Consider the following 21,429-nt stretch of genomic DNA (forward strand, 5'->3'; position numbering starts at 1 on the left):
ACTGCCTCCCTGTTTCAGCCGCTTACTGCGACTTCCAGGGCTGACGCGGCAGCACCGGCTTGCTTGCGCCGGCGCGGTCGCCCGGGGCGACGCCGACGAACTGGCCATTCTGCCACTGGCCGGTCCACCACAACTGGCGCAACTGGTTGTCCTCGAGCTTGGTCTCGCCGAGAACGGTCTTGAACGTACCGGTCGACAGTTCCTCCGACACCGCGTCGCGGTCGAGGCCCTTGCGCTTGATTGCCTCCTGCAGCATCTGCAGGCTGGCATAGGTGATCACGCTGCCCCAGTAGTCCGGGCCCTGGCCGGTGACTTCCTCATGGCGCTTGCGGTAGGCGGCGTTCTCGGCATTGTTCGGGTCGATGCCGCCAAGGCTCATGATGCCGGCGGCGTTGTCGCCGTTGTTCTTGGAATAGACCGGGAAGCCGGTGCCGACGCCGAGATAGAGTACCTTCGGGTTGAAGGCGGCGACCTGCGACTGCTGCGTCAGCGCGAATGTATCCGGCGGATAGGAGAAGGCGACGAAGGTGTCGGCGCCGCTGGCCTTGGCCTCGTTGATCAGCGGGGTGAAGTCGGACGTGCCGATCGGATAGGTCTTGTCGTAGGCGATCTCGATGCCCGCTTCCTGGAAGGCCGGGCGTGCCGCCGTGACGAGGTCGATGCCGAAACCGTCGGCGATCGAGATCATCGCGACCTTGTTGTTGATCGTGCCGGCCTTGTTGGCGTCGACCAGGACCTGGGCCAGCGCTTTCGCATAGTCATGACCGCCGCCGAGCATCCAGAAGCTCTTCTTCCAGCGCTTGACGAAATCGGGCGCCTTGTCGGTCACGGCAGAGACGGCGAGCTGGGGATAGCCATAGCGGTCGAACATCGGCGCGACTGCGAGGTTGAAGCCGGTGCCCCACGGCACCAGCATGAAATCGACCTTGTCCTGCGTGGCCAGGCGTTCGACCGCGCGCACCACTTCCTCGGCCGACGAACGGTCGTCATATTCGACCACTTCGATCGGCAGCTTCTTGCCGTCGGGCATTTCGAGCCCGCCAGCGTCGTTGACGTCCTTGACCCACAGCACGTAGTTCGGAATCGTGGTGATGCCGGCGCCGCCAGCATTGGGGCCGGTCTTGGACACGGCGTAACCGATGCGGACCGATTTCCGCTCCTCCGCCGACGAAACGGTGATCCCGCCGGCCGCGAGGGCTGCCAGCGCAATGCCGAGCGTGTGCAGGAACTGCCTGCGCTTGAACAGTGTCATGAACTTCCTCCTCCCAGATGGCATCCTTGGCGGACGCGCTTGTCGGCCGATCGGAAACTGCAGCCATTCTCCTCCAGGCGCATTTTCCAGCCGATGCGAGACGTTACGACGGCTCTCATACGATACAAATAGACTTTTTCAGGAGATAATTGCACTTTACACGGGCAGGGGAGAGATGATGGAGCGACTGCAGCGAGCTTTGGCGGGTGCTGGCCAGCCACGTCCGGTTGCCGGCCTGTCTTCGGCCATGCCGGACACCGAGGCGCGGATGTTCCGGTCGGCGCTGACGGCGTCCGAATGGGTGCTGCACGGGCGGCGCCATCGCGTATTCGTGTTGCTGTCGGGTGCCGGCCGCATAAAGCTGGAAAAGACCCATGCCCCGCTGGCGGGACCATGCGTGGTGTGGCTGCCAGCCGGCAATTCCGCGAAGCTGACGCTCGACGCCGGCTCCGAAGGCGCGCAGCTGACCATTTCCGAACTGTCGCTTGGGCGCGCCATTCCGGCTGGGCCGGTGGCGGCACAGATCCGCGAGGCGATGTTCGATCCGGCGCTCGGCACGCGCGTTTCGGCGGGCGTCGCGCGCAAGCTGACGGCGATGGTCGAGGCGATCGAGGCCGAACTGAAGGACGATGCGCCCGGCGCGCAGGATGCGGTGCGCCACCACATCGCGCTGCTGGTCATCGCGCTGTGGCGGCTGTCGAGTCCGGCCGCGGCCAAGCCACAGCCGTCGCCGCGGACAATAGTCCACGGCTTCCTGCAACTGGTCGAGCTGCATGCCCGCGATCATTGGAGCGTCGCCCAATATGCGCGCCTGCTCGGCGTCACCGCCGACCGGCTCAACACGGCGATCCGCCGCGCCACCGGACGCTCGCCGCTGATGCTGATGCACACCCGCCTGATCGCCGAGGCCGAAACCCTGCTCGACAGCTCGACGCTGCAGGTGGCCGAGGTCGCCGAGGCGCTGGGCTTTCGCGACCCGGCCTATTTCAACCGCTTCTTCAAGCGCATGACCGGGATCGCGCCCGGGCGGCGGCGCAGCCAGCCGTTCCAGAATGCGCCGGGTCCGGCGCGCTCCTTCGCCGCCTGGCCGTGAAGCGCCGGGCTCAGACGGATGGAGAGAAAATCTTCCCGGGATTGAGCAGATCCCGTGGGTCGAGCAAAGCCTTGATGGCGCTGGCCAGTTCCCGCTTCACGGGGTCGACGTGACGTTCATAGGCTTCGCGCTTGTCGAGGCCGACGCCGTGCTCGGCTGAGAACGAGCCGCCGCTTTCGGCGAGGCCAACGTAAAGCACGTCTTCGATCGCCAGATGCCTGTCGTGCGGCAAGGGGCCGTCGCAGTTGATCGAAATGTGCAGGTTGCCGTCGGCGAGATGGCCGAAGACGTATGGCGCATAGGATGGGTCGATCGACTTGAGGCCGGCCTCGATGGCGCAGACGTAGGCATCGAGATTGCCGCCCGGCACCGAGACGTCGAAGGACGGCGGCAGTTTGTGTATCCGTTCGATGAGCTCGGTTTCCTCGCGCAAGCGCCAGATCGCCCTCGCCTGCTGCAGCGACGTGGCGACGAGCCCGTCAACGATGCCCGCCTCTTCCCACAGGGCTGCGAGACCTTCCTCAAGCGCCGTAGTCGCGGCGTCGACGGTGTCTGCGCCGAGCTCGAGCACCAGCAGGCAGGGCGCGTCCAATGGCAACTGCCCCGGCGCGAAGCCGAGCATCTTGTTCATCGCCACGGCAAAGCCGCGCCACATGATTTCGGCGGCGCGCAGCGACGTACCGGTCTGGCCGAGGAAATGCCTGACGAGGCGCTGCGCGGCGGCGGCGTCGTTGATGCCGACGAGGGCCGTGGCGCTCGCGCCGGCGACCGGATCGAGCCGCATGGCAACGCGGGTGACGATGCCAAGTGTGCCTTCGGCGCCGACAAACAGGTGCTTGAGGTCGTAGCCCGCGCTGGTCTTGAGTACGCGCGTCAGGTCGGAAAAGATGCGGCCGTCGGGCAGCACCGCTTCAAGCCCCAGGATGCGGTGGCGCATCGTGCCGTTGCGAAAGGCCATGATGCCGCCGGCGTTGGTCGAGACCATGCCGCCGATGGTGCAGCTGCCGCGCGCCGCAAGGTCGATGCCGGGGTCGAGCCCATCTGCCAGCGCAGCGTTCTGCAACGTGGCAAGCGTCGTCCCTGCCTGGACGATCGCCACACGTGCGAAAGGATCGATTTCCTCGATCCGGTTCATTGCGCCGAGGTCGCAGATGATCTGACCCACATGGCTGGTAGCGGCACCGGTGAGGCCGGTTCGTCCACCCTGCGGCACGAGGCTGACGTTGTTGTCGGCGCAGAATTTGACGAGGGCAGCCACTGCTGCCGTGTCTGCCGGCCGCACCAGGGCCGATGCGCCGAAGTTTCGCTCGTCAAAGCCCGGATCGCGGTGCGAAAGTTCGGCGTGACCCCAAACCGCCGCGTTGCAGCCCAAGCCGCGCAGCGCGTCGACGAGCGTTTTTTCGTCGGTCACCATGGTACACTCCATCGGCATGCGGATCAGCTGCGAGCCTATGCCAAAACTGGCTTGCGCTGTAGCCGAACATTGTCCCGGCGGCGACGAATCCGACGAGATGTCGTCGACTGCATCGGAACGGAGCGCAGGAGGGCAGGTCGTCGCGATTTTTTCCAGCGCATCGCGATTGACGAGCCGGGCTATTTGGACTTCGCTTCGGCAGGACGCCTGACATCATCCGTTTTGGAGAGTTCGCCGTGACGACAAACGCTGAAATCTTTGCCCGCCGCCAGAACGCCGTGCCGCGCGGCATCGGCCATGCCACACCCATTTCCGCGGCGCGCGCGCTGAACTCGGAAATCTGGGATGTCGAAGGCAAGCGCTACGTCGATTTTGCCGGAGGCATTGCGGTGCTCAACACTGGGCATTGCCATCCCAAGGTCATGGCGGCGGTGCGTGAGCAGATGGAGCGCTTCACGCATTCCTGCTTCCAGGTTCTGCTCTACGAACCCTATGTCGAGCTCGCCGAGCGTATCAACGCGCTCGCCCCGATCGATGGGCCTGCCAAGACCGGCTTCTTCACCACCGGGGCGGAAGCCACCGAAAACGCCATCAAGATCGCGCGCGCCGCGACCGGCCGCGCCGGCGTCATCGCATTCACCGGCGGTTTCCATGGCCGCACCATCATGGCGATGGCGATGACCGGAAAGGTAGTGCCCTACAAGAAGGGTCTCGGCCCGACACAACCCGAGACCTGGCATGTGCCGTTTCCAACCGCGCAGAACGACGTCACAGTCGAGGAGTCGCTGAAGTACCTGCAATTCCTGTTCAAGGCCGACATCGATCCGGCCCGCGTCGCTTCGATCATCATCGAGCCGGTGCAGGGCGAGGGCGGCTTCCATCAGGCACCAGCTGAGCTGATGCGCGCGCTGCGCAAGATCTGCGACGACCACGGCATCCTGCTCATCGCCGACGAGGTGCAGACCGGCTACGGCCGCACCGGCAAGATGTTCGCCATGGAGCATTACGATGTGAAGGCGGACCTGATCTGCGTCGCCAAGAGCCTTGCGGGCGGCCTCCCGCTCTCGGGCGTGATCGGCCGGGCCGAGGTGATGGATGCCGCCGAGGCCGGCGGCCTTGGCGGAACCTATGCCGGCAATCCGCTGGCCTGCGCCGCCGCACTCGCCGTGCTCGATGTGTTTGCCGAAGAAAAGCTGCTCGAGCGTTCCAACGGCATCGGCAAGCGCATCAGGTCCCGGCTGGAAACGTTGAAGACCCGCAACGATCTGTTGCCGATTGCCGCCGTTCGCGGTCCGGGGGCCATGGTAGCCTTCGATATCGTCCAGGACCGCGCCGGTGAGGTGCCCGATGCGGAAGCCACCAAGCGCGTGACAAAGGCAGCCTATGAGAACGGGTTGGTGCTGCTGTCCTGCGGCACCAACGCCAACACGATCCGCATCCTGGTGCCGCTGACGGCATCGGACGCCATCGTCGACGAAGGGCTGGACCTGCTCGAAAAGGCGCTGTCGCTCTAGATTTTCTGCATCCGTGCTCGGATGCCGGCGCAGCAAGCGAGCCACGGGGACCGCTGCGCTTTGCGTTTCCTCGATCGCCTTGCAATGGGGCGCGCTTCCGTGACGGAAGCGCCTTGTTCGTTCAATTATTGTCGGATATAGGTAATCCACTTATCCTACATCTGGTGGATTGTCTTGATGAGACTGGCCTTTCTCGGTGTTAGCCACTGGCATTCGACAATGCATGGCGAGGCGGCGTTGGCGGCCGGCGCGAAAATTGCGACTGCCTGGGATCCTTCGCCGGACGCAGCACGCCGGTTTGCCGACAGGTTCGGCTGCGCCGTGGCGGACAGCCTCCAGCAGGCGCTGGAAACGGCGGATTTCGCAGTCGTCATGGGGCGGCCGTTTGAAATCGCCGAGCGCGGCCGCGCCGTCATCGAGGCGGGCCTGCCGCTGCTCATCGAAAAGCCGATCGGCATTTCCGCCGCGGCCACCGACCCGCTGATAGAGGCTGCCGCCGCCAGGAACGGCTTTGTCGCCGTGGCGCTGCCGCACGTGCTTGGCATGACCGCCGCGCTTCGCGATCTTGACGCGGCTGGCCGCCTCGGGCCGGTCTCGCATTCGCATTTCCGTCTCATCAACGGCCCGCCGCAGCGTTATGTCGACGACGGTGTCGCCTGGGTGCTGGACCCGGCGATTGGCGGCGGCGGAGCGCTGCGCAACCTGGGCATCCACGGCATCAACGCCTTTCTCACGCTGGCGGGTGAACAGCCGGTCGAAGTGGTCAGTGCTTCGCTTGGCCGCCCGCTCCATAACACCGAGGTCGAGGATTATGCGGCAGTGGTGTTGCGCGCCGCCGACGGCATGCTCGGCCTCGTCGAGGCCGGCTACACCTTCGCGTCGATGAAGCGCGGCATCTTCGAATGGCGCGTCTCGTCACGGAACGCGACGCTCAGCGACTTCGGCGACCGCATCGCGCTTTCGACGCTCGACGACGAGGGCCAGCGCGACCTGCCGGTCACCCCGCCAGCCCGCCGCTACGAAGACGTCATGGCCGACACGCTGAAGCGGCTTGCCGAGGGTCGGCCGCCGGCCGTGTCGCTCGCCGACTGCCGCCGGGCAATGGCGATCATCGACCAATGCTATGCACTACAGGGAGCCTGACATGCTGAAGGTTGGAATAATCGGCGCCGGACATTTCGGTGCGGCACATGCTCAAGCGCTGCGCTCGGTCGACGGCGCGAAACTCGTGGCCGCATGCCGCAACGATGCCGATGGGCTGAAGTCCTTCACCGACGAATATGGCGGCAAGGGCTATCTCGACTATCGTGACATGTTGGCCGACCCCGAGGTCGACGCAGTGGTGGTGGCGCTGCCGCATCACTTGCACACCGACGTCGCCATCGCCTGCGCCGAGGCTGGCAAGCACATCATGATAGAGAAGCCGCTGGCCCCGACAGTCGCCGAGTGCCGCAGGATACTTGCCGCCGCCGACAAGGCCGGCGTGACGCTGATGCCGAGCCACACCATGCGCTTTTCGCTGCCGTTCCTGGCGGCAAAGCGGGTGATCGATGAAGGCCAGCTCGGCGCCATGCGTTATGGCTCGAGCCGGATGATCAAGCTGTGGATGGAGGGCAACCGCCGTGACTGGCACCTCGATCCGGCCACTGGCGGTGGCATGCTGTTCACCGCCGGCATCCATGCGCTCGACCGGCTGCTGGCTTTTGCCGGGCGTCGCGCCACCCATGTCAGCGCGATCACCGCAACGACCTTTCACGAGCAGAAGGCTGATGATGCAGCGCTGCTGCTGATCCGCTTCGGCGACGACGCCGCGGGCCAGGTGGCCAGCATCGGCTACGCCAACGGCGCCTTCATTTCCGGCGACGAGCTTGTCTTCGACAATGGTGTTCTGGCCGTGGACTTCTTCAAGGGCGTGACCCTGGGCAAGGACCTCAAGTGGCAAAAGGTCGAGAACTCGATCGAGCACGATGTCGCCGGCCAGGCGCTGGTCCGGCAGTGGCAGGCCTTCGTTGGGGCAATCGCCACGGGAGCAAAGCCGCCGCTGACCGGCGAGGACGGCATGCATGTCGTTGCCTGCATCGAGGCCGCATTCAAGGCATCGCGCGAACGCCGCGAAGTGGCGGTCGAAGCGTAAGCAAACAACCGACGGGATACAAAAGTCCCCGCCTTCCGAAAGGAGGGCGGGGACTTTTGATTTGCCTTGGGAGGCGGTTGGTCGATCGCTGCAAGCAGTGGCAGCGCGTTCAGGTGCCTGCCAGTGCCAGGCTTCCTTCAAGATCGTCGCGGATGCATGCCTTGAAATGTCCGGGCGCGACCTCGCGCAGTTCGGGCACGGTGGTTGCGCAGGCGTCGAGCGCCTTGGGGCAGCGGGTGCGGAAGACGCAGCCGCTCGGCGGGTTGGCGGGGCTTGGAATATCGCCCTTGAGCAACTGGCGCTCGGTCTTGGCGTTTGGATCGGGCGAGGGGATCGCCGCCATCAGCGCCCGCGTGTAGGGGTGCTGCGGCCTGGCGTAGAGCTCCTCGCTCGATGCGATTTCCATGATGCGGCCGAGATAGAGCACGATGACGCGGTCGCAGATGTATTCGACCACGGCGAGGTCATGCGAGATGAACAGCATGGTCAGCCCAAGCTTCTGCTGCAGGTCGCGCAGCAGGTTGACGACCTGCGCCTGGATCGACACGTCCAGCGCCGAGACCGGCTCATCGGCAACGATGAAGTCGGGGGCAAGCGTCAGCGCCCGGGCGATGCCGATGCGCTGACGTTGGCCGCCTGAGAACTCGTGAGCGTAGCGGTTGATGGCGTCGGGCGGCAACTCGACCTGCTCAAGCGCCTTTCGCGCGCGTTCGACGCGCTCCTTCTTGGTGCCGATGCCCTGGATCTTCAGCCCTTCGGTCAGGATTTCGCCGATCGTCATGCGCGGCGACAGCGAGGCGTAGGGGTCCTGGAAAATATACTGCATGCGCGGACGCTTGCGCCGCATTTCGCTGTTGGAGAGCTTGGTCAGATCCGCGCCGTCGAAGACGATCTCGCCAGAGGTCGGCTCGATCAGCCGGAGCACGGAGCGGCCGATGGTCGTCTTGCCGCTGCCGGATTCGCCGACCAGCCCGACAACCTCGCCCTTGGCGATGTCGAAGGAGATGTTTTCGAGGATCTTCAGCGTGGTGCCGCGCGTCGCATAATGCTTGGCGAGGCCACGAACCGAGAGAAGGGGAGCTGGGCTCGTCATCAGGCGATCTCCTGCCAGCGGATGCAGCGGCTGCCGTGGCGCTCGTTGACGGCGGCCAGTTCGGGCATCGCCGCGCGGCATGCGTCGGTGGCATAGGCGCAGCGCGGTGCAAAGGCGCAACCCGTGGGCATGTTGGCGAGGCTCGGCACCATGCCGGGGATTGCGTTGAGCTTCTCGCCGCTGCGCTTCATGGCGGTGGCCGTACCGAGCCTCGGCATCGATTTGAGCAGGCCCATCGTGTAGGGGTGGCGCGGATTGCGGAAGACGTCGGCGACAGGGCCGAACTCGACGATGCGGCCGGCATACATCACCGCCACCCGGTGGGCGATTTCGGCCACGACGCCGAGATTGTGGGTGACGAACAACATGCCCATGCCGCGCTCGCGCTGCAGCTTCTGCATCAGGTCGAGGATCTGCGCCTGGATGGTGACGTCGAGCGCGGTCGTCGGCTCGTCGGCGATCAGAAGCGTCGGGTCGCAGGCCAGCGCCATGGCGATGGTGGCGCGCTGGCGCATGCCGCCCGACATCTCGTGCGGATACTGGCTGGCGCGGCGGCGCGCGTCGGGGATGCCGACCTTGTCGAGCAAGCCGACGGCCGCTTCCAGCGCCTCGCGTTTTCCGATTCCCCGATGAACGCGCAAGGACTCGGATATCTGGTCACCCACGGTGTAGACCGGATTGAGGCTGGTCATCGGTTCCTGGAAGACCATGCCGATGTCGTTGCCGCGGATCTGGCGCATCGCCTCCTCGTCGAGCTTGACGAGGTCCTTCAGCTTGCCATCCTTGCCGCGAAACAAAAGCTCCCCAGCGTCGATCGAGCCGACCTTGCGGGCCAGAAGCCGCATCACCGAAAGGCTGGTCACCGACTTGCCCGAACCCGACTCGCCGACAAGCGCCACGGTCTCGCCGGGGTTGACGACTAGGTCGATGCCGTTGACCGCGGCAATCTCCCGGTCGCGCACCCGAAAGACGGTCCGCAGGCCCTTGATCTCGAGAATGGGTTCAGGCGTCATCGGCAGAACCTCAGTTCAGCAGGCCGACCGAACGCAGGATCTCGTCGACCTTGCGCGCTTCGGCATCGTTGAGCGGGGCGCGCGGACGCGCCATGACGTTGGTCGAGATGACGCCGAGGCTGCGCATCGCGGTCTTGAAACCGCCGACGCCGGTGGCGCCGCCGCTGACGCGGCCAGCCGCCACCCAAACGATCTCGAACAGGCGGCAAAGACGCTCCTGTTCCTTGCGCGCCGCATCCCAGTCGCCACGCTGGGCAGCATCCCAGAGGCGGACATAACCGGCCGGATCGACATTGGCGAGGCCGGGCACCACGCCATGCGCGCCCATCTGCAACGCGTTGTCGACGACGATCTCCGAGCCGGTCATCAGGAACACGTCCTTGTTGCCGGCGAGGTCGCTCAGCGCATAACGGAAGTTGCCGTCGTCGCCCGAGGAGTCCTTGAGGCCGATGATGGTGCCTTCCTTGGCCAGCGTCACGACCGTCTGGCGCGACAGCTTGGTATGCACGCAGACCGGGATGTCATAGGCGATCAGCGGTACGTCGACGGCGTCGCGGATCATGCGGAAGTGGTCGAGCGTTTCTGCCTGGCTGGTCAGGGTGTAGAAGGGGGCGGTGACGACAATGGCATCGACGCCGACGGACTTTGCCGTCTGGGCATGGCGGATGACGCGATCGGTCGTCGGGTCGATGACGCCGGCGATGACAGGCACGCGCCCGTTGGCGACTTTGACGGTGTGCTCGAGGATCTTGCGACGCTCGGCGTCGTCGTAAAACACCACTTCGCTGGTCGAACCGAGGGCGAACAGGCCGTGGCAGCCGCCGTCGATCAGGTATTCGAGAACGCGGGTGTAGGACGCGTAGTCGACGGAGAAGTCGTCATTGAGGGGTGTGACGACCGGAGGAACGACACCAAAGAATTTTGACATTTCAGTTCTCTTTCAGGGTTCAATTGAGTTCAGCGCGGGGATCGAAGGCATCCCTCAGGCCGTCGCCGATAAAGTTGATGGCAAGCACTGCGATCACCAGCGCGCCGCCCGGAAACAGCCATTGCCAGGGGAACTGCTCGAGCACCGCGGTAGAGCGTGCCGCATTCAGCATGTTGCCCCAGCTGGCGGCGGGCGGCGGCACGCCGAGCCCGAGGAAGGACAGGCCAGCCTCGAGCAGGATGGCGTTGGCGACCTGCAGCGTGGCGTAGACCACCAGGATGTCGATCGAGTTGGACAGTCCGTGGCGGAACAGCAGGTGGCCGAGGCCAGCACCCATGCCACGAGAGGCCATGACGAACTCGCGTTCGCGCAGTTCGAGCAAACGGGCGCGGATCATGCGCGACAGCACTGGCCAGGACAAAAGCGCAATGACAAATACGGTCGACCAGATGCCCGAGCCGACGATCGAGGCGAGCACCAGGAGGAAGATGACCGGTGGCAGCGTCATGGCGAGATCGACGGTGCGCATGGCCACCGCGTCGGTCCAGCGACCGCCAAAGGCCGACAAGGCGCCCACGATGAAGCCGATCGCCGTCGAGATGACCACTGAAGAGACGGCGACCAAAAGCGAGATGCGGCCGCCTTCAAGGGTGCGGGCCAGCACGTCGCGGCCGACGCCATCGGTGCCAAACCAGTGTTTCCACGAAGGTCCAGCGTTCATCGCCAAAAGGTCGATGTCGTTTGGCTTGTAGGGCAGCCACAGCGGATAGGTCAGCACGGCAAACAGCAGCGGCGTCAGGAGGAACAACCCGAACATGGCGGCGCGGTTCTGGACAAAACGGCCGGCGGCACGCGCCATTGGACCTGAAGAAGAAATGGTCAGCACGCTCATGTCAGGCCACCTTGATGCGCGGGTCGATGACCGCATAGGCAAGGTCGGTCAGGATGTTGACGATGATGACGCACGCGCCGATCACCAGCGTCGCACCCATGATGACCGGATAGTCGCGGGTTTCGACGGCACTGATCAGCAAAAGGCCCATGCCCGGCCAGTTGAACACGCTCTCGATGAAGATCGCGCCGCCAACGGCGAGGCCGATGGTCGAGCCGATGAGGGTGACGACGGGCAGCAGCGCGTTGCGCAGCGCGTGCTTGGTCACCACCCAGAACTCCTTGACGCCCTTGGCGCGGGCCGTGCGAACGTAGTCCTGGTTGAGCACTTCGAGCATCGAGGCGCGCATGTAGCGCATGATGAGCGCGGCATGCCCGATCGACAGCACGACGGCCGGCAGGATGAGATGATGCAGAAGATCGCCGATCGAGAAATCGGTGGCCGGTGTCAGCATGCCGCCCGACGGCGCCCATTTCAGCCGCACCGAGAAAACGTAGAGGCCGAGCAGGGCGGTGAGGAAGGCCGGGCTCGAAATGCCGAGCATGGCGAGCACCGAGAACGAGTAGTCCGGCAGCGAGTTGCGGCGTACGGCGCTGACGATGCCCGAGGCGATGCCAATGACGATGGCGATGGAAAGGCCAGCGCCCATCAGCAAAAGGGTCGGGCCGATGCGCGCGGCGATCAGGCCGGACACGGTCTCATTGAAGCGCTGCAGCGAGTGCCCGAGATTGCCCTGCACGGCTTGCGATAGCCAGGCGAGATACTGGATCGGCAGCGGCCGGTCGAGGCCGAGCTGGGTGCGCAGCGCATCCATCGCCTCCTTCGACATGGCGACGTTGGGGTCGATATAGGCGTCGATCGGGTCGCCCGGCGTCAGCTGCAGCAGCACGAAGATGAGTATCGTCAGCGCGAGCAGCATGCCGAGCCCGATCAACAGGCGATGGAGGCAATAGCGAAGCATATGGGTTCAGCGCCCTTTCCAGGGAGATGATCTGACTTCCGAAAAAAGTGGGGACGACCACTGGGATAGCCGTCCCCCGGGAGGGAAGTTGGCCTATTCGGCGATCGACCACTTTTCAGGGTGGGCCTGGTAGGGGCCGCCGGCGGGGGCCGGGGTCCAGACGAAGTCCTTGAGCTTGTCGGAAGCCACGCCGTAGCGGTTGGCCACCCACATCGTGCCCCAGGGCAGGTTGGCGTTGGTCGCCTTGCAGACGTCCTGGTAGCGCGCGTCGCGCTTGGCCGCGTCGGTCTCGGCCAATGCTGCATCGAGCGCGTTGGTGACGTCAGGCATGCGGATGCGCATCAGGTTGGCGCCTGCCGGCGGGATCTGCTTCTCGTTCAGGCCGATGTTGATGTTGGACGCATCGGGGCCGTTCTGCAGGCCGGCATAGATCAGCGGGAAGTCGCCGGCATTGCCCGACTGCTGATAGACGATCGAGTTGTAGGTCGGCGTGTCGACGGCGCGCGGCACGATGTTGATGCCGACCTGGGCAAGCATCGCCTGCATCGCGGCCAGCACGTTGGTCGCCAGCGGCGAGGTGTAGTAGGTCAGGATGGTGATCGGCTTGTCGCCGTTGATCTTGTCCCAGCCGGCCTCCGCCAGCAGCTGCTTGGCCTTCTCGGGATCGTAGGCGTACTGGTCGATGCCTTCCGGCACCAGGCGGTCGGCGACATAGACGCAGTTGGCGGGCTTGGCCGCGCCGCCGTAGAGGCTCTGGATGATGGCGTTGCGGTCGATGGCGTGCATGAAGGCCTGGCGAACCTTCAGGTCCTTCCAGATCGGCACTTCCTGGTTGAAGCCGACATAGTTGACGACATAGGAGTCGCCCTCGATGACCTTGAAGGCGTTGTCGCCGTTGAAGGTCGAGACGTCGTTGGAATCGACGTAGGTGAACTGGATTTCGCCCGAACGAAGGGCTGCGATCGCTGCGGCCGGGTTGGCGAAGTAGCGGTTGATCAGCTTCTCGGCCGCTGGCTTGCCACCGCGGAAATCGGGGTTGGCGGCGAGCTCGACATACTGGTCGGCGACGTATTTGGTGAACTTGAACGGACCGGTGCCAACAGGCGAGGTCGACCACCAGGCGTTCTTGGCGATCTGCTCGGCCGGGATCGCAGCGAGCGCGTGCTCGGGCAGCATCATCAGCTTGGTCAGCGTGTCGAGCATGCTCGGCGTCGGCGTGCTGAGCTTCACCACGACGGTATGCTCATCGGGGGTTTCGACGGCTTCGATCGCACCGAGGCGGGCAGCGAACACGGAGCCGGCCTTCTCGTTCTTGGCGAGGTCGATGGTGAACTTGACGTCCTTCGAGGTGAACGGCTTGCCGTCGTGCCATTTGGTGTCGGCCAGCTTGAAGGTATAGGCCTTCTGGTCGGGGCTGATTTCGTACGACTCGGCAAGCGCGCCGATCACATTGGCGAGCTTGTCGTCATAGATCACCAGCGGCTCGAAATAGGTGACAAGCCAGGTGAAGCCGCCCGTTGCGGCGAGCGGGTTGAAATTGCCCTGGAAACCGCCGGGACCAACGTCAAACCCGCCGGAGATGGTGGCGCCTTGCGACATTGCGGGTAGCGTGGTGGCGGCCATGCCGCCAAACAGCGCTGCCGAAAGGGCAAGCGCCGAGATCATTGTTCTCAATTTCATGTACTCCTCCCATTGGATGCGTTGGTCTTATTATGGGCGATCACGCGATTGATCCCCGCATAATGCTTGTCGAGCCGGTCCTTGGCGCCGGCGAGATCACGAGCCTCGACCGCATCGACGATGGCCGCGTGGTCGCGCCAGGTCTGCATGGGGTCGGAATTGTCGAGATTGACGAAGTCGGATGCCTTGTAGAACGCCAGCCAGAACACCTCGATCAGGCGCGACAGCACGTCATTGTCCTGGCAGCGGAACAGAAGCTGGTGGAAGTGCCGGTCCTCGTTCGGGAAGCTCTCGCCGCGTTCCGCATGCGTCCGCATCTTGCCCAAAGTCTCGCGCAGTTCGCGGATGTCCTCGGGCCCGATCATCTCAATCGTCTTTTCGATCAGCCCCACCTCGAGAGTCTGGCGGATAACAATCACTTCTTCGATCTGCTTGAGTGCGCTGCCCAAGCCATAGGCGAGGTTCTCGAGCAGGGGCTCGAAGGAGAAGGCCTTGACGAAGACGCCGATGCCGCGGCGCGACTCCAGGACGCCCACCGATTCCAGCGCCTTGATGCCCTCGCGAACCGAATTGCGGCTGACACCCAGCTGGACCGCCAGGTCGCCCTCGGGCGGCAGCGGCGCGCCAGCCTCAAGTCCGTTGTCGTCGATATAGGCGCGAAGGCTCTCCTGCACGGATACATGCAGAAGGGGGGCTCGTTTCAGCGGCTTGATCGATTTCAGGCTCATCATCGTCTCCGGTTGCCTGCGGGCGGTCCGAAAAACAGCTACAGGCGGGAAATTACCCACTTGTAGGATATCTGTCAATTGGATATTAGATGCCCACTTGTTGTCACACAGCATCATGGATAGCGCGGATGCTTGACCGACCGAAGTGCAATCGCCGCAGCAACGCCCTGCCGGGCCTCTCCTCCACAACTCTTGGAGGCAGCAGCGCCGCATTCCACGCCGCCATGTCCGCGGCGGCTTCCCGCCTGATGGCACGGGCCTATCGCCTTTCACCCGAATTCGGAGCGTTCGAGCCGGCAGCGCAGCAGCGCGTGCCAGGGTTCGCGCTGCGTCAGCCCGCAAGCAACACAATGGAGGAATGCCTGCATGTCCCAGTCTTCAATCGCGAGAACCCTGGCAATGAGCGCCACTGTACTTACCCTGTCGACGGCGGCCGCCATGGCCGCTGACGCCTGGCCGGACCTGCCCGTCGGCATCAAGAGCGGTGTCGCCGCCCGCGTCGGCGACACGGCCTATGTCGGCCTCGGCTCGGCTGGCACCGACTTCTATTCGCTCGACCTCGCCAATCCCGCCGCAGGCTGGGTGAAGCGTGCGGCCTTTGCCGGCCCGGCCACCAACGGCGCGGCGGCAGCCGTTTCCGGCGGCAAGATCTTCGTCTTCAGTGGCAACGGAAAGGCAAGCGCGGACGCCAAGTCGCCGATCATCTTCGACACGGTCTTCGCCTACGACACCGCATCCGACAGCTGGTCCAAGGTCGACACGGCGACCCCGGTCGGCCTGTCGGGCGCCAAGGCGCTGCCGCTGAAGGACGGCCGCATCGCGATCGTCGGCGGCTACAACAAGGAATTGTTCGACAAGTATCTCGCCGACGTCGCCGCCACCGACAAGGAGAAGAACCCGGAGGGCTTCAAGAAGCTCGTCAACGGCTACATGGGCATGGAACCCAAGGAGTATCGCTGGAACACCAAGGTGCTGTCCTACGACCCCTCGGCCAACAGCTGGGGCACGCTGGGCGACAACCCGTTCCTGCCCAACTGCGATTCCGCCGTCGTAGCTCGGGGCGACGACGCCTTCATGGTGATCAGCGGCGAGGTCAAGCCGGGCCTGCGCACGCCCGAGGTCAAGCAGGTCAAGGTCGATGCCCAGGCGGATGACTGGCACAAGCTGGCCGACCTGCCCAAGCCTTCGGCCAATGAGCGCCAGGAAGGCGTTGCCGGCGCTTTCGCCGGTGAGGCGGGAGGGGCCGTGCTGGTTGCCGGCGGCGCCAATTTCGTCGGCGCCCAGGCCAATGCCGAAGCCGGCAAATGGTTTGCCCATGACGGTCTCAAGAAGGGCTGGCGTGACGAGGTCTACGCCTTTGACGGCAAGGGCTGGAAGGAAGCGGGCAAGCTGCCGCACGGCCTTGCCTATGGCGCTTCCTTCTCGACAGCTGAAGGCCTGGTCATCGTCGGCGGCGAGGACGGCGAGGGCAAGCCGCGCAGCGAGGTCTTCCTGCTGAAATGGGACGGCAAGGCGGTCTCCGTGGACAACTGATCCGCTTCCTGGTGCCTGCCGCCGTCCCGTGGATGGCGGCAGTTTCGCGGCTCGCGCGCTTGCCAGTCCGGCCCCTGTCATACCGTGGGGCAGCGGACCGCCGCAAAAATAACCAAAGCGATCGTGCCAATAGCTTGAGCATCGCAAATGGATTATTCCATGGCGATGGAATATCGCATCCACCCGTTGCCGCTGGATCGGCTCGTCGGCCCCGCGTCGCGCGCCACCGAAACGCTTGTCCGCCTCGATGAGCGCATCGCCCGCTCGCCTGTCGGCCAAGGGTTCGTCGAGCGTAGCCATTTCATGGACGCAGCGTCGTCGCTGTGGCTCGACGGCGAGCTCGTGCATCTCGAGGACCTGGTCCTGCACGATGCCCGGATGGACATCCGCACGCCGACTCATGAACTGAGCCGGGCGCATGAAATCCTGCGCCTGCGGCGCCAGATGCTCGGCAACAAGCCGGACTGGGCGCTTGGCCGCGAGGGGTTGTCCATCCTGTGCGGGCGAGGGGCGGCAACGGCGGTGCATGAGGACAAGCCGCAGTCGTCCGCGCGCGTGGCCGAACTTGCCGATGATGACGACGACGATGCAGATGGCGACAACAGTCTGAGTGTCGAAATGGCTGCGCTGGACGCCGCCCTGGCGCGCGCCCAGGCTGTCGTGGAGCGCGCCCTCGACGAGACGGCTTCCGTTGTCGCGAGCAGGTCGGCCAAGGCAGCTTCGAACGACCGCAACCCGCTGATCTACGACCTCGAATGGGACGAGAGCGAGCGCCTTGCCGAGTGGACGCTGCGGGTAGCGGAAACCGCGGGCTTGCCCGCGGTGCTTCGCGCGGCGGTCGCGTTCGAAGCCTGGAATGTGATTGCGCCGTTGCAGCATGCGCCCTGGCTGGGGCGTCTTCTCATCGCCGCCTTGCTGCGCGAGGCGGGGCTCACATCGGCGCATCTGAGCGCCCTCAACATCGGCGCCCGCATGATCCCGCGTGACAGGCGCAACGCTCCCGAACGCGCCGCCCGGCTGATCGCCTTTCTGGACGGCGTCCATGAAACCGCGGCTGCGGGGCTGAAGGAACACGACCGGCTGATACTCGCCAAGACACAGATGGAACGCCGGCTCAAGGGGCGGCGGTCGACCTCCAAGCTGCCGGAGGTGATCGAATTCGTGCTGTCGCGGCCGCTGGTTACGTCCGGCATGGTGGAAAAGCAGGTCGGCGTTACCGCTGCCGGCGCGCTCGGCCTGATTGCCCAGCTCGACCTGCGCGAAGTCACCGGACGCGGCCGGTATCGTGCCTGGGGCATCCTCTGACGCGTGCAATAAATTTCACGAACTGTGCTTGCTTGATGTCTTTTGACATGAAATATATTTCAGTTGATGAATTTTATTGACATGCCTCATCCGGGCTGCAATTCTCACTACACCGGGCTTCGGGAGGAAGGCCGGACAAATCAATCCACATGGCGCGGCGCTGCGGCGGCCGGCAATGATTGTTGATCTGGCTTCGGCCAAGGGAGGGAACTTGCGTAAATTTCTGAGCACGCTCGCGCTTGCCGCGGCGACCACGACCATTCTCGGCTCGGGTTATGCCCAGTCTGCCGAAAATCCATTCAAGTGCGCACCCGGCGAAAAATACGTCATGAACGTCATGGTGTCTGGCGTCGAATACTGGTTCCCGGTCTACGAGATGTTCAAGCAGGCCGGCCAGCAGTTCGGCTGCGAGACCGAATACACCGGCACGCCGGAATATGACGTCAACAAGCAGATTGCGACCTTCGACCAGGCGCTTGCCCAGAAGCCGGCTGGCATCCTGGTTCATCCGATGAATTCCGATCCGTTCATCGAGCCGATCAACCGCGCCATCGACCAGGGCACGGCGGTTGTGACCTTTGCTGCCGACTCGCCCAATTCCAAGCGTACCTCGTTCATCACCTCCGACAATCTGGCTGAAGGCACCTATGCCGCTGATGCCGTCGCCAAGGCGATGGACGGCAAGGGCGAATACGCCGTCCTCGAAAACCCCGGCCAGGACAATCACGACAAGCGCGTCTCGGCCTTCATCGCCCGCATGGAAGCCAAGTGGCCGGACATGAAGCTGGTTGGTCGCGCGGCCTCCAACCAGGATCCGACCAAGGCCTATCAGGCGGTGCTCAGCCTGGCCCAGGCGCACCCTGAACTGGGCGCGGTGTTCATGCCCGAGGCCAACTCGGCCATCGGCGCCGCACAGGCGGCCAAGGAAGGCGGCGGCAAGATCAAGGTCATGCTCGCTGACGTCAACGCCAAGATCCTCGACATGATCAAGGCCGGCGAGATCTACGGGTCGGTCAACCCCAACCAGGGCATGCAGGGCTACATGGGCTTCATGCTTTTGTGGCTGGCCAAGCATCCCGAACTGATCGACCCGATGAACGACACCAAGCGTTCGGGCGCCAACGGCATGAGCGTGCCCTTCGTCGACAACGGCTTCTCCATCGTCACGGCCGAAAACGCCGACGACTTCTACTGGGACAAGTACCTGCAGCGTCGCGGCACCAAGGGCATCGAGGAATAAGCAACCCTCGGTCATTCGTGCTTGACTGCGATATCGTGACGGGGCGTTTGCGCCCCGTCATCCAGCCTTGAACCTCTCCCTTGCGCCAGTGAAAGTTGACAGATGTCGACGCCCATCCTCGAGATCAGGAACATTTCGAAGTCGTTCGGCCCGGTAAAGGCTCTGACCGGCATCGACTTTGCGCTCGCCGAGGGTGAGATTCATGCGCTGTGCGGCGAAAATGGCGCCGGCAAGTCGACGCTGATGAACATCATCGCCGGCGTCCTGCAGCCCGACGAAGGCGACATCCGCATTGCCGGCGACAAGGTTGTGGTTGCCTCGCCGGCCGCGGCCCAGAAGCTTGGCATCGCGCTCGTCCACCAGGAGATCGCGCTTTGCCCGGACGCGACGGTGGCCGAGAACATCTACATGTCCGCCATCAACGGTCGGCGTGCTCCGCTGATGAATTTCAATCGGCTCCACGCCGATGCGCAGAAGGTCATGGACCTCCTGGCGCCGATCCCCGTGCGGACCAAGGTCGCTGATCTTTCCATTTCCAACCAGCAGCTCGTCGAGATCGCCAAGGCGCTGACGCTCGACTGCCGCGTGCTCATCCTCGACGAGCCCACCGCGGCACTGACCGAGCCTGAGGCGCAGCGCCTGTTCGGCATTGTCCGCGGTCTCAAGGCACGCGGCATCTCCGTTGTCTACATCAGCCATCGCATGGCCGAGATCTTTTCGCTGTGCGACCGTGTGACGGTTTTCCGCGACGGCCGTTACGTCGCCACAGATGACATCGCGGCGGTGACGCCCGACGATGTCGTGCGCAAGATGGTTGGCCGCGAGATCACCCAGCTTTACCCCGACAAGTTGCAAGGAACCCCAGGGACCTCGCTGTTGTCGGTCAGGCGCCTGTCGGACGGTTCGCGCTGCGACGATGTCAGCTTCGAGCTGCGCGCCGGCGAGATTCTCGGCATTGGCGGGCTGATCGGTTCGGGCCGCAGCGAAATCGCGCAAGCCTTGTGCGGCCTTCGCGCCGCCAGGTCAGGCGACGTGACCATCGGCGGCGCGCCCGTCCGCGTCTCCAGCTATTCCGACGCCGTCAAGGCAGGGCTGGTCTACCTCTCCGAAGACCGCAAGGGCTCGGGCGTGTTTCTCGACATGTCGATTGCCGCCAACGTCTCGGCTCTCGACCTTGCCAAGCTGACCGGCGCGAGCGGTCTGCTCGACCGGCGCGCCGAAAACGCCCAGGCGCAGGACCTGACAAAACGCCTTGGCGTGCGCATGGCCGGCGTCGGCGCAGCCGTGTCGACGCTGAGCGGCGGCAACCAGCAGAAGGTGGCCATCGCCAAGCAGCTTTCGGTCGACCCCAAGGTGATGATCATGGACGAGCCGACGCGCGGCATCGACGTCGGCGCCAAGGCCGAGATCCATCGCCTGTTGCGCGACCTGTCTCGGCGCGGAGTCGGCATCATCGTCATCTCGTCGGAAATGCCCGAACTGATCGGCCTGTGCGACCGCGTGCTGGTTGTCCGGGAAGGCCGGATAGCCGGCGAACTGGCATCGGACGAATTGAGCGAGGAAGCGATCATCATGCTCGCGTCGGGCGTCCAGCCAACAGCCCATATCAATCAGCAGGCCCACAATGTCGCCTAGAGAAGCGGAAGCACAGACCATGCCGGCGGAGACGAATGTTCAAGCGCAGGGCGCTCAGTGGAACCTCGCGCGGCTCGGCTCGATGCGCGAGGCGGGGCTGATCGTCATCATCCTGGCGCTATGCATCGCCATGTCGTTCGCCTCGCCGCATTTCCTGACATGGGGCAATTTCCGCGCCATGCTGATGAGCTTTTCGATCGAGGGCATCGTCGTCGTCGGCATGACCATCCTGCTCATCGTCGGCGGTATCGATCTCTCGGTCGGCTCGGTGGTCTGCTTTTCCATGGTGGTGTCGGGCGCGCTGTTTCTCGCCGGGCTCGACCCGTGGACGGCCAGCCTGATCGGCATCGCCGTCAGCGCGCTGATCGGCGCGGTCATGGGCTTTTTCGTCACCGTGGTCGGGCTCAATCATTTCATCACCTCGCTTGCCGCGATGGTGATCGTGCGCGGACTATGCCTGGTCATCACCAAAGGTACGCCGCTGTCGCTGTTCACTCTGCCGCCGGCGTTCAAGGCGATCGGCCAGGGCAGCTTCCAGGGCGTGCCATATGTCATCATCATCTTCGTGGTGGTGGTCGCGATCTTCGACTTCCTGCTGCGCCGGGCAACCGCGTTCCGCAAGGTGTTCTACACCGGCTCCAACGAGAAGGCGGCGCAGTATTCGGGCATCCGCACCAAGCAGGTGAAGTTCTGGGTGACGGTGCTGTGCTCGACGCTGGCCGGATTTGCGGGCGTCATCTACATGTCCCGCTTCGGGGCGGCGACGCCCACCTTCGGCGCCGGCATGGAGCTCAACATCATCGCAGCCGCGGTGATCGGCGGCGCCTCGCTCAACGGCGGGTCGGGCACGATCTTCGGCGCAATCCTCGGCATGGCCCTGCTGTCGGTCGTCACCAGCTCGCTGATTCTGCTCGACATCTCCGTGTACTGGCAGGACATGATCAAGGGCTGCATCCTGCTCGCCGCAGTCTCAATCGACCACTTGCTTCACCGCAAGAAGGCCTGAGGGAGACG

Annotated in this window: 18 protein-coding genes; 9 read left to right on the top strand and 9 right to left on the bottom strand. The window is 64.4% G+C overall.

The features are described from left to right. Positions 1–22 precede the first annotated feature (22 nt). On the bottom strand, positions 23–1,252 hold the full coding sequence (locus tag PCJ21_RS19245) for an amino acid ABC transporter substrate-binding protein (protein ID WP_269933052.1): 1,230 nt from the start codon (positions 1,250–1,252) through the stop codon (positions 23–25). 178 nt (positions 1,253–1,430) lie between these two features. Here PCJ21_RS19245 and PCJ21_RS19250 point away from each other — a divergent pair, with 178 nt between their 5' ends. Next, positions 1,431–2,345 carry a helix-turn-helix domain-containing protein gene (locus PCJ21_RS19250; protein ID WP_269933053.1) on the top strand — a complete coding sequence of 305 codons (915 nt, stop codon included), beginning with the start codon at positions 1,431–1,433 and terminating at the stop codon, positions 2,343–2,345. Positions 2,346–2,355: 10 nt separating this feature from the next. On the opposite strand, the gene PCJ21_RS19255 is transcribed toward PCJ21_RS19250, so the two are convergent. After that, the gene (locus PCJ21_RS19255) at positions 2,356–3,756 is read right to left on the bottom strand and encodes an FAD-binding oxidoreductase (RefSeq protein WP_269933054.1); all 1,401 of its coding nucleotides are present in this window, start codon (positions 3,754–3,756) and stop codon (positions 2,356–2,358) included. A 239-nt stretch (positions 3,757–3,995) separates the two neighbouring features. Between PCJ21_RS19255 and gabT the strand changes: the two genes are divergently transcribed. The 3 genes from gabT (at position 3,996) to PCJ21_RS19270 (ending at position 7,407) form a co-directional block, all read left to right on the top strand. Further along, a complete protein-coding gene (gabT, locus tag PCJ21_RS19260) occupies positions 3,996–5,273 on the top strand; it encodes a 4-aminobutyrate--2-oxoglutarate transaminase (RefSeq protein WP_269933055.1) in 1,278 nt (425 codons plus the stop codon). A gap of 177 nt (positions 5,274–5,450) precedes the next feature. Next, a complete protein-coding gene (locus PCJ21_RS19265; RefSeq protein ID WP_269933056.1) occupies positions 5,451–6,416 on the top strand; it encodes a Gfo/Idh/MocA family protein in 966 nt (321 codons plus the stop codon). A 1-nt stretch (position 6,417) separates the two neighbouring features. Further along, positions 6,418–7,407, top strand: coding sequence for a Gfo/Idh/MocA family protein (locus PCJ21_RS19270; protein ID WP_269933057.1), 990 nt, complete (start codon positions 6,418–6,420; stop codon positions 7,405–7,407). A gap of 109 nt (positions 7,408–7,516) precedes the next feature. Here the strand turns inward: PCJ21_RS19270 and PCJ21_RS19275 are convergent, their stop codons facing one another. The 7 genes from PCJ21_RS19275 to PCJ21_RS19305 all read right to left on the bottom strand — a co-directional run bounded on the left by PCJ21_RS19275 (position 7,517) and on the right by PCJ21_RS19305 (position 14,702). Further along, positions 7,517–8,500: an ABC transporter ATP-binding protein gene (locus PCJ21_RS19275; protein ID WP_269933058.1), complete on the bottom strand. Its 984-nt coding sequence runs from the start codon at positions 8,498–8,500 to the stop codon at positions 7,517–7,519. Beyond that, the gene (locus tag PCJ21_RS19280) at positions 8,500–9,513 is read right to left on the bottom strand and encodes an ABC transporter ATP-binding protein (protein WP_269933059.1); all 1,014 of its coding nucleotides are present in this window, start codon (positions 9,511–9,513) and stop codon (positions 8,500–8,502) included. The genes PCJ21_RS19275 and PCJ21_RS19280 overlap by 1 nt, the downstream gene beginning before the upstream one ends. A 10-nt stretch (positions 9,514–9,523) precedes the next feature. Continuing rightward, positions 9,524–10,441 carry a dihydrodipicolinate synthase family protein gene (locus tag PCJ21_RS19285; RefSeq protein ID WP_269933060.1) on the bottom strand — a complete coding sequence of 306 codons (918 nt, stop codon included), beginning with the start codon at positions 10,439–10,441 and terminating at the stop codon, positions 9,524–9,526. A 19-nt stretch (positions 10,442–10,460) separates the two neighbouring features. Continuing rightward, a complete protein-coding gene (locus PCJ21_RS19290) occupies positions 10,461–11,369 on the bottom strand; it encodes an ABC transporter permease (protein ID WP_442866045.1) in 909 nt (302 codons plus the stop codon). Then, on the bottom strand, positions 11,335–12,294 hold the full coding sequence (locus PCJ21_RS19295) for an ABC transporter permease (RefSeq protein WP_269933062.1): 960 nt from the start codon (positions 12,292–12,294) through the stop codon (positions 11,335–11,337). Before PCJ21_RS19295 ends, PCJ21_RS19290 begins: the two co-directional genes overlap by 35 nt. A gap of 93 nt (positions 12,295–12,387) precedes the next feature. Beyond that, positions 12,388–13,974 (bottom strand): ABC transporter substrate-binding protein, encoded by a 1,587-nt coding sequence (locus tag PCJ21_RS19300; protein WP_269933063.1) that lies wholly within the window; start codon positions 13,972–13,974, stop codon positions 12,388–12,390. After that, positions 13,971–14,702, bottom strand: coding sequence for a FadR/GntR family transcriptional regulator (locus PCJ21_RS19305; protein WP_269933064.1), 732 nt, complete (start codon positions 14,700–14,702; stop codon positions 13,971–13,973). Before PCJ21_RS19305 ends, PCJ21_RS19300 begins: the two co-directional genes overlap by 4 nt. A gap of 366 nt (positions 14,703–15,068) precedes the next feature. Here PCJ21_RS19305 and PCJ21_RS19310 point away from each other — a divergent pair, with 366 nt between their 5' ends. The 5 genes from PCJ21_RS19310 to PCJ21_RS19330 all read left to right on the top strand — a co-directional run bounded on the left by PCJ21_RS19310 (position 15,069) and on the right by PCJ21_RS19330 (position 21,421). Beyond that, positions 15,069–16,235, top strand: coding sequence for an N-acetylneuraminate epimerase (locus PCJ21_RS19310; protein WP_269933065.1), 1,167 nt, complete (start codon positions 15,069–15,071; stop codon positions 16,233–16,235). A gap of 159 nt (positions 16,236–16,394) precedes the next feature. Continuing rightward, positions 16,395–17,540 (top strand): RHE_PE00001 family protein, encoded by a 1,146-nt coding sequence (locus PCJ21_RS19315; RefSeq protein ID WP_333474412.1) that lies wholly within the window; start codon positions 16,395–16,397, stop codon positions 17,538–17,540. A gap of 211 nt (positions 17,541–17,751) precedes the next feature. Then, positions 17,752–18,780 carry a substrate-binding domain-containing protein gene (locus PCJ21_RS19320; RefSeq protein WP_269933066.1) on the top strand — a complete coding sequence of 343 codons (1,029 nt, stop codon included), beginning with the start codon at positions 17,752–17,754 and terminating at the stop codon, positions 18,778–18,780. A gap of 102 nt (positions 18,781–18,882) precedes the next feature. After that, positions 18,883–20,415 (top strand): sugar ABC transporter ATP-binding protein, encoded by a 1,533-nt coding sequence (locus tag PCJ21_RS19325; protein WP_269933067.1) that lies wholly within the window; start codon positions 18,883–18,885, stop codon positions 20,413–20,415. A gap of 19 nt (positions 20,416–20,434) precedes the next feature. Next, positions 20,435–21,421: an ABC transporter permease gene (locus PCJ21_RS19330; RefSeq protein ID WP_269933143.1), complete on the top strand. Its 987-nt coding sequence runs from the start codon at positions 20,435–20,437 to the stop codon at positions 21,419–21,421. Positions 21,422–21,429 lie beyond the last annotated feature (8 nt).

Origin of the sequence: Aminobacter sp. HY435 (assembly GCF_027568395.1) — a bacterium.
In the GTDB taxonomy this organism is placed as follows: Bacteria; Pseudomonadota; Alphaproteobacteria; order Rhizobiales; family Rhizobiaceae; genus Aminobacter.

Bases quoted from the DNA above. Each gene is read 5' to 3' on its own strand.
- PCJ21_RS19325 (WP_269933067.1), top strand. From the start codon at position 18,883: ATGTCGACGCCCATCCTCGAGATCAGGAACATTTCGAAGTCGTTCGGC.
- PCJ21_RS19290 (WP_442866045.1), bottom strand. From the start codon at position 11,369: ATGCGGTCATCGACCCGCGCATCAAGGTGGCCTGACATGAGCGTGCTG.
- PCJ21_RS19280 (WP_269933059.1), bottom strand. From the start codon at position 9,513: ATGACGCCTGAACCCATTCTCGAGATCAAGGGCCTGCGGACCGTCTTT.
- PCJ21_RS19315 (WP_333474412.1), top strand. From the start codon at position 16,395: ATGGCGATGGAATATCGCATCCACCCGTTGCCGCTGGATCGGCTCGTC.
- PCJ21_RS19295 (WP_269933062.1), bottom strand. From the start codon at position 12,294: ATGCTTCGCTATTGCCTCCATCGCCTGTTGATCGGGCTCGGCATGCTG.
- PCJ21_RS19265 (WP_269933056.1), top strand. From the start codon at position 5,451: ATGAGACTGGCCTTTCTCGGTGTTAGCCACTGGCATTCGACAATGCAT.
- PCJ21_RS19275 (WP_269933058.1), bottom strand. From the start codon at position 8,500: ATGACGAGCCCAGCTCCCCTTCTCTCGGTTCGTGGCCTCGCCAAGCAT.
- PCJ21_RS19285 (WP_269933060.1), bottom strand. From the start codon at position 10,441: ATGTCAAAATTCTTTGGTGTCGTTCCTCCGGTCGTCACACCCCTCAAT.
- PCJ21_RS19300 (WP_269933063.1), bottom strand. From the start codon at position 13,974: ATGAAATTGAGAACAATGATCTCGGCGCTTGCCCTTTCGGCAGCGCTG.
- PCJ21_RS19330 (WP_269933143.1), top strand. From the start codon at position 20,435: ATGCCGGCGGAGACGAATGTTCAAGCGCAGGGCGCTCAGTGGAACCTC.
- PCJ21_RS19245 (WP_269933052.1), bottom strand. From the start codon at position 1,252: ATGACACTGTTCAAGCGCAGGCAGTTCCTGCACACGCTCGGCATTGCG.
- PCJ21_RS19310 (WP_269933065.1), top strand. From the start codon at position 15,069: ATGTCCCAGTCTTCAATCGCGAGAACCCTGGCAATGAGCGCCACTGTA.
- PCJ21_RS19250 (WP_269933053.1), top strand. From the start codon at position 1,431: ATGGAGCGACTGCAGCGAGCTTTGGCGGGTGCTGGCCAGCCACGTCCG.
- PCJ21_RS19305 (WP_269933064.1), bottom strand. From the start codon at position 14,702: ATGAGCCTGAAATCGATCAAGCCGCTGAAACGAGCCCCCCTTCTGCAT.
- PCJ21_RS19270 (WP_269933057.1), top strand. From the start codon at position 6,418: ATGCTGAAGGTTGGAATAATCGGCGCCGGACATTTCGGTGCGGCACAT.